At 38.1% G+C, this 7722-nt stretch carries 5 protein-coding genes and 1 pseudogene; all 6 read right to left on the minus strand.

Annotated elements, in window-relative coordinates; genetic code table 11:
• A partial coding sequence (locus tag AC1DPQ_RS11725) for a hypothetical protein (protein WP_477609399.1) occupies window positions 1–539 on the minus strand: 539 nt, incomplete at its 3' end.
• Window positions 540–543: 4 nt separating this feature from the next.
• Window positions 544–2706 carry a chondroitinase-AC gene (cslA, locus tag AC1DPQ_RS11730; protein WP_477579442.1) on the minus strand — a complete coding sequence of 721 codons (2163 nt, stop codon included), beginning with the start codon at window positions 2704–2706 and terminating at the stop codon, window positions 544–546.
• A gap of 197 nt (window positions 2707–2903) precedes the next feature.
• A complete protein-coding gene (locus AC1DPQ_RS11735; RefSeq protein ID WP_477579444.1) occupies window positions 2904–3731 on the minus strand; it encodes a glycoside hydrolase family 16 protein in 828 nt (275 codons plus the stop codon).
• Between the two features lie 30 nt (window positions 3732–3761).
• The gene (locus AC1DPQ_RS11740; protein ID WP_477609401.1) at window positions 3762–5192 is read right to left on the minus strand and encodes a DUF4955 domain-containing protein; all 1431 of its coding nucleotides are present in this window, start codon (window positions 5190–5192) and stop codon (window positions 3762–3764) included.
• Window positions 5193–5463: 271 nt separating this feature from the next.
• Window positions 5464–7107: a RagB/SusD family nutrient uptake outer membrane protein gene (locus AC1DPQ_RS11745; RefSeq protein WP_477609403.1), complete on the minus strand. Its 1644-nt coding sequence runs from the start codon at window positions 7105–7107 to the stop codon at window positions 5464–5466.
• A 105-nt stretch (window positions 7108–7212) separates the two neighbouring features.
• Window positions 7213–7722: pseudogene (locus AC1DPQ_RS11750) on the minus strand (SusC/RagA family TonB-linked outer membrane protein); the annotation flags it as partial.

The raw sequence follows: 7722 nt of genomic DNA on the forward strand, positions 1-7722 counted from the left end.
GCTGTAGGCAGGGCAAAACAGGATGCATGAAAGCGATGTACTTTATTCGATCTGCTGATTTCTATATTGCCATAATGAACGATTGCTTTTATGTACTTATTAGTAAGTGCGTTTTTCTCACTTAACTCACCTTTACGATACCCTTCAGCAATTTTCCAAATACGGTTGTAAGCTTCATAAACCAATCCTGCAACGGTTTGTTGAATGGCTAAATCATTCTTTCGCGACAAGTTTTCGCTTACTATTTTTTTCTCCTGAGCTATTAAATCTGAAAACAGCCCCTCTTCATTAAGAAGAGAAATACATTCGGAAACAGTCAATTTTTCATCGCTCAATGAACTTACATGATAACCATGTGTCGAATAATACTGCCTGTAATCCGAGATTGATTTTTCCTTTACGAGATTTTTTGTTTTTTGTCCATCCGCATAATAGCGATGGTAATTGGCAAAAGCTATTCCTGATTCTGCGTTTTGAGAAAAAACTTTAACTGTAATGAGAATTAACAAGGCTGTTAAGCCAATAAAACTTTTTTTCACTTTTTTAGTTTTTATACTGAACGCTTGAACCTGCTAATGCGCCCTCCGGAAAATTAGCCGTTACCTGTTCTGTCTTCCCGGTTTTTAAGTCTTTGAGACTCAAGGTTGCTATTTTCTCTTTTTGTAACGGATCGGCAATAGAGATTAACCGTTTCCCATTTATCATTTTAATCATCAGGGCACAGGCTTTATCTGTCTTAATTTCCATTGATGGCAAAGTCAATCTTCCTGGCTGATAAAAAATGGCTTGTAGGATATTTAATTTTTGATGATAAACGGCTTGTATAGCTGGATTATTCGCTATAATTTTTAGATTGTTGGCCTGAAATTTTTTCATACTAGCTGCGTCCTTAATCCCAGGCAGTACGATATAAGCATAACTGGCATTTTGTGGTTTTGAACCATGATTTAGCCACAATTTAAACACATTACCAGAAAGCTCATCTTTGGGTTGTGAGTTGTTAATATGATACCAGTTTCCTTTTTGTACACCTGTACTTAATGTGATRTTACCACCTTGTGGAAAATAATAGCCTACATTGTCGTGCAAAAACCAAGCGCTTAATTTTTCATTATGTTGGATTGTTTTATCTTTTGCTATCGGATTTCTACTTAAAGAACTTTCTACATTTCCCTTTAACCAACACTGATTAATGGTCGTGGTAATACTTTCTGGTTCATTACTTTTAATGTCTGTTCCCAAACACATAATTTCATTATCAAAAAAGAACCAGGATTTTTTCGCTTTAACACTATCATAATCGAGTGCATAGGCACTTGCACCATATACACCATCGCTAACACCACCAGCAAAGTCATTACTACCTTGCTCACCCCAAAATACTGTCATTGGCCTATCGGTTGCGTAATCCCTACTGGTAACCCCTGGTATTTTATCCCACTCCCAAATGGGCATAATATTATAATATTCGGGGCCATTAACCTGGATATTAGTTGCTCCATCAGATAGATATCGCCCTAATAAATTCTCATTATTTCCTGATTCGCATCGCTTGGTACGGTTACTTACCATACGGACATTAAAAGAATACCCAGGTCTTACGTGTAAAGTATAATCGGAATTAAAATATTGGGTATGCACCTTTTTAACGTTGTAAGATGGCCCTTGTTTACCAGTAATTCGTGCAATGGCACCATCCCAATCAACAGTGTTTTTAGGGTCAACCTGTTTTGCAATCAAAATTTGGGGACTTGCTTTTAGTATCTGACCACTTTCTATCTGTTTCTCCAAATTTAACATGTCGAATCTACTTATTCTACGCCCCTCAATGTTAAAATCAGCATATTCCCCACGAATGGCTTTAAGAAAAGTATTTCTATAAAAATTAGATAGAAGGGCAACTTTATCGGCACTTAAGGCATAGGGCGTCTCTTTTACATAGTTTGTCAATTTAAATACGCTATTGATAAATACATCACCATAGCCCGCTATATATAATTGTAATCCATGCTGCATATAAGAATTATCATATTGCAAGCCTTCTTTTTTATAAACTAAACCAACCGGACTAAAAAATTCCTTTAAGGAAAAAGCTAGCAAAGTATCATCTTCTGTTAATACAGCTCTATAAAAATAATGAAGTGCAATATCGGTTTTGTTGGCTCCAGCTTGTTTTTCCGGATTACCCCTTTTCATCCTTTCAACAAGTTTCAGTTTCAGTTCTTTATCTAATTTCTTCTCGCCATATTCCATCATGATGAGCGATTCGCCTAAGGATTGAGGTGTATAAATTTCATTAAACCACCAATTATCACTTTTGGGATCTAAATTATACCAGTATTGCAATGCATTGTTGATGTTTTGAAAGACCTTTGCATCTGCATAAAAACCACTGTTTTTTGTGAGATAGGCTTTAATAAGTGTTTGCAGTTTTATTAAATGTTCTGTGGGTGGCCAAATGGTAATTGATTTACTGGCATAATCCACGCCGGGCCAGGTTCCATCTGGTTTTATGGCAGCTATATTTGCTGTAACTAACTTATTATCAGGCCTATTATTAGTTAAATTTTTAACTATTCTTGAGGTAATTGTTTGGCAAACTTCGGCAGTATTTGATTGAGAGAAAGCAGTTTTAAGTCCCCCTAGAAGGAAAAACATCAGTAATGCAATAGGCAAAAGATTTAGTTGATGATATTTTTTTTTCATTTGGTTTGATGTAAAAAACCTATGTGGTTTCATTTTATAGAGGCTGTATCATAAGTTGTGATTCCATTCGAACTTGTCGCATTGAGCTTGTCGAAATGCTTTGAAGGGCATTTAAACAGGTCCTTCGACAGGCTCAGGATGACAATTCTATATTTATGATACAACCTCATTTCTCTGTTATTGCGCTGTAAGTTGTATTACTTTTTGAGCGCGTAATATTTTACATAATCTATTTTCATGATCGTTTTGCCCTGGCCTTTAGCTCCATAACCACCTGCTGGTATTTTTCCAGTCCAATAATCATCGGCTATTTCTGTACTAAAAATCATATATTCGCCTCTTTGCGAAATAGCTTCATTAAAAGTCCAGGTTAAGTTTCCATCCACATAAAATTTATAATAGTCTGGTGTCCATTCCATCACATAAATATGGTAGTTACCGCTATTACAGCCTAAATCACCTGTTTTAAATGCTTTGGATTTGTGATCGGCTCCGTACCCATCCCAGTGAATCGCATGTTGCACTCTTCCGTCATTTGGTAGCGATTCTACGATATCCATTTCCGTACCCGCCACTTTTGGATTACCAACCGGATTCCCCATTCCACCACAATTCACCCAAAAAGCCGACCATGATGCGGGCTCATTTACGAAAGAGATTTTTGCTTCAAAACGTCCGTATAGATAATCCTTCTTCTTAGTAGCAAGATAGCATGCGTGATGGGTAGTAACACCATTTACGATATCAGTAAACGGTTGAAGAATTAGGTTGCCATTTGCCACAGATATAGTTGCTGCATCATTGATGGCTGAATGTCGTACCTGATTGTTATACATATATTCCCAATTCGCCATATCAAGCTGAGTGCCATTAAAGTCATCAGTCCATGCCAATTGATATTCTGGTTCGGTACTTTTTGATACGGGCTGTTCAACAACTTCGCTGCCTTTTTTACTACATGATGTTGCTAAACTAAAAATACTGAACCCTAGCGCAACCCATATAAAATAAGTTATCTGTTTCATTTATTCCTTTTTAATCAATTTAACTTCGTCTTATTTAGTGTGCAACAACCACTCCGGGAGTTTATTCAAACGCAACTGCAATTGCGCCTCGTATAACGATAAGGGAGATACTTGTTTATCGATGCCTTCTACGGAACTCAACTGATCCTTTTTAAATGTTGTACCGTTTCCGATGAACCCTTCAATTACCGGAACGGGCATTTTCCACCAAAGATAATTGGATGGCCAAAATTCGAAATCTTTTACTGGCTTATTGGTTTGTGTATAGTTCCATATAACCAGCCCTTTCATATGGTTGGGCATGTTTTCTATTGCGCCTCCGCCATGATTCTGCATTAATCCGCCTTTTACATTATCTAAAAGTGTATTTCTCGGCTGGCTTGAATGCGACTCGAAACTAGTAGTTGATGGATAGATACAATGCCAGACCACAGTATTAACCGAGCCATTAGCTACACCAAATGAGTGCCATTGTGAAGCCTCATCTGTTAAGTTTGCCAACAGCACATTTGTAGAATGGTTCGATGTGATGGCTTCGTGACCAGCATTTCCTGTAACCATACAATTCATTACGGTTACATTGGCGCTCTGCCCTACAATGGCAGCAACATTACAATCGGTGAACCGGCAATTCTGCATCCAGGAATTGGTACAGCGGCTAAATATAAGAAGGTTAAAGCCGCTGTCATCCATCCAGGAACGATGATGTATAAATTTTTCTTTCCAGTTGCCAACAAATGCAATGTCTTCGATACCTACTTCCGCTGCATTAGCAAATTTTTCTACCTTCCACTTATACTTTACATCAACTTTATAAGCCAGKGGGGCATGCAATTGGATCTCATCATCTTTTATACTTACCACCTGGTAGTACATACAAACATCCACTCCTTTTTTTACCAGATAAGTCCATGTTATATTTACCTTAGCCGGGCTTAATTCTTCATCAATTAAAGCAGGTGTGTTATCCAATAATTTTAAAGCTATCCAATCGCCTGCTTTTAATTTATTTGTTTCGGTTAGCTTTAATTTGAAATCTCCAACACTGGCACTCTCTTTAATGGTTCCTATTTTGCTATCAGCCCCATTGGCCGTAAATGTAAACATGGGAGGTCCTGTCCACATTTTTTTTGGATCGCCTGGTAACAGTGCCTGCTTCATAAACAGTTCGGTACCACCTGGGCCAGAACCACTCCCTTTAAAGATAATCTTACTTCCTTTTGAAAATATACCTTTGTTGGCAGCAACATCTTCGTTTACCAGGAATCTCCCTTTTGGAAAAAACACAATGCCCGATCCATTATTGTTAGCGGCAGTAATGGCACGCTGTATCGCATCCTTATCAGAAAGTTCGTCATCTGGTTTAGCACCAAAATCGACTACATTAAAAATTTTGTATTTAGTGTCTGAAGGAATCTTCTTTTCACCACAATGATAACCCGCATAAGAAAAATCAGGCAATAAGGATTGGCTTTTGTTTTGTTTATAATTCTGAAATAACTGAGAAGGCTRTATTTTTTGGCAAAAAGCCAGCTTCGTACTCGCCACAAGAATCAAAAGGCAATATGTATATTTTTTCATCATAGAAAAGATCAAAATATTTTTTAGTTATATTTTATAGCCACAAGAGAAATTGGAGAACGGTTTTGTTGAACCGATGTCGTAAAATAGGCTTTTCAAAAACTACCCTGGATTGTCTGTCCAGGGTAATTGTTGCTTATATTGAGATTTTTTACCAACCTGGATTTTGAGGTTTTAGGTTTGGGTTTATTCCCATTTCTTTTAAAGGAATTGGATATAACAGGTGTTTATCTACTGTATTTTTTCCTCCGGTTCCTCCCCAGTTTTGCGCTGCGTAGCCAGTTGTTATCTCGTTACCAACACTATTCAGTGTCTGAACGTATTTATTCCAGCGGATTAAATCCAGACGACGTGTACCTTCAAAGCACAATTCACGAAAACGTTCGTCTTCAATCGCCTGTTGAAATTGTGCCTTTGATAAACCGGCAGGTAAATCTGCCACCACACTTATTGTATTAATATCTAAGCCATAACCTCTTCTTCGTACCTGGTTAACAGCATTGTATGCAGTTGTGGTTGGTCCATTTACCTGGTTTTCAGCTTCAGCCAACATTAACAATACATCTGCAAAACGCAATATAGGCGCATTGATAGCGGTTTGGTTTTTGTCTTTAATTTTAGATTTTTCATATATCCGGCGCCATTTGGCACAATCTCTTCCATAACCCGTTGCGGCGGTTATTGCAGTTTCGGCTCCTGTAGTACCATTATAGGTAAAAGTGGTTAGCGCCCAATCGCGGCGTAAATCACCTACACCGTAAGCTTTGTATAATCTCGCGGTTCCCCTGATAAATCCATAACTGTACCCTATGGTCGCCATAAAAGGTGTTGCAGTCATCGTGATCCCATTTTGACTGCCCAAACCACCAAGCTCATTGTATACTCCTGACCGATCTCCGTTGAACTCAGCCTCCCACATACTTTCTTTTGTATCATATACATCTTGTGCCTCATTGATAAAAATTTGGCTATAGGCAGTGGCTAATGTTTGTTTAACACTTGGGGTGGCGGCGGTATAGGCATTGTATGTCCAGGTTGGATCTGGATTTATACTGGTTTTTAAAGCATGCTCTCCTGAAGATTGTACTTTTTGTGCCCAGCTTAAGGCTTCTGCATATTTACTGTTGTCATTTAGTGGATAGCCGGCCATTTGCAAGCAAACCCTCACCAAAATCCCTTCTACAGCAGTTTTGGATATACGGCCAGAGAACCCAATAGCGGTAGAAGTGCCTACTTTTGTTTCGGCGTCTTTCATATCTTTCAAAACTTGTTCATACACCGCTTTGGCAGGCGAAGGAGATACAAATACATCAGCTGGGTTAGTGGTAGGATCTACTTTAATAGGAACATTACCATAATTTTGCACTAAAATAAAATGGAAATACCCTCTTAAAAATAATGCCTCGCCTAATATAATCTGACGCTTTGCCTYGTCCATTTGAGGTAACTGAATATTTGCAATTAAAGTATTGGCACGATCAATGCCGCGATAACACGTAGCCCATAAATTAGCTACGCTCGCGTCAGCCGCGTCATAACTATTTGTTGCAAGACCAATGGTGTTGTTTCTGGCGTAATATCCCTCATCTGTACATGCGTTGTAAGTCACGTAAAATGCATTTCCATAAATAACGCCTAGTTGATCATAAACACCGGCCAATGCTTGTGTTAATCCAGCTTCATCAGTATAATACTGTTTAATAGATATTTTGTCAATGGGTTCGGTATCTAGAAATTTTTCACACGATACTAACGTAACAGCTATTATCGATAATAAAAAAAGTAACTTTTTCATCTTTATATAGTTTGTTTTTTAATTGTGATGAAGCTAGCATGAGCATATATGTTGCCGTTTGTAAGCATATGCTCATGCTGGTTTCTTTTTTTGATTTTTAAATTATTAAAATGATGCGTTTAATCCGGCAGTTATCACACGGGCTCTTGGATAAGCCGAGTAATCAAACCCTGAGGTTAAGGCAGATCTTTTAGTGTTTACTTCCGGATCTGTACCTGAGTATTTGGTCCAGGTGATCAGGTTTTGTCCTGAAGCATAAAGCCTCAAAGATTTTAACTTTAATCTGCGAATTAATTTATCATCGAAGGTGTATCCCAGAGACACTGTTTTAAGCCTTAAATAGGAACCATCTTCTACATTTGCACTCGTGTAACCACTTGTTGCACCTTGAAATCCTTTAACACGTGGCAAATCAGAATCAGGGTTAGCAAATGTCCATCGATCTGCATAGCTGGCAAATTGATTTAGGTAATTGCCACCTCCTCCTTCAAACTTAATTCTGTTCGCATTCATCAGGTCATTTCCATAAGACCATTGAAAAAAGATATTCAGATCAAATCCCTTGTAATTGAAATTATTAGTGAATCCTCCGGTGTGTTTGGGTAAGCCATGCCC

This window comes from Pedobacter sp. 01T416_2, assembly GCF_056398925.1.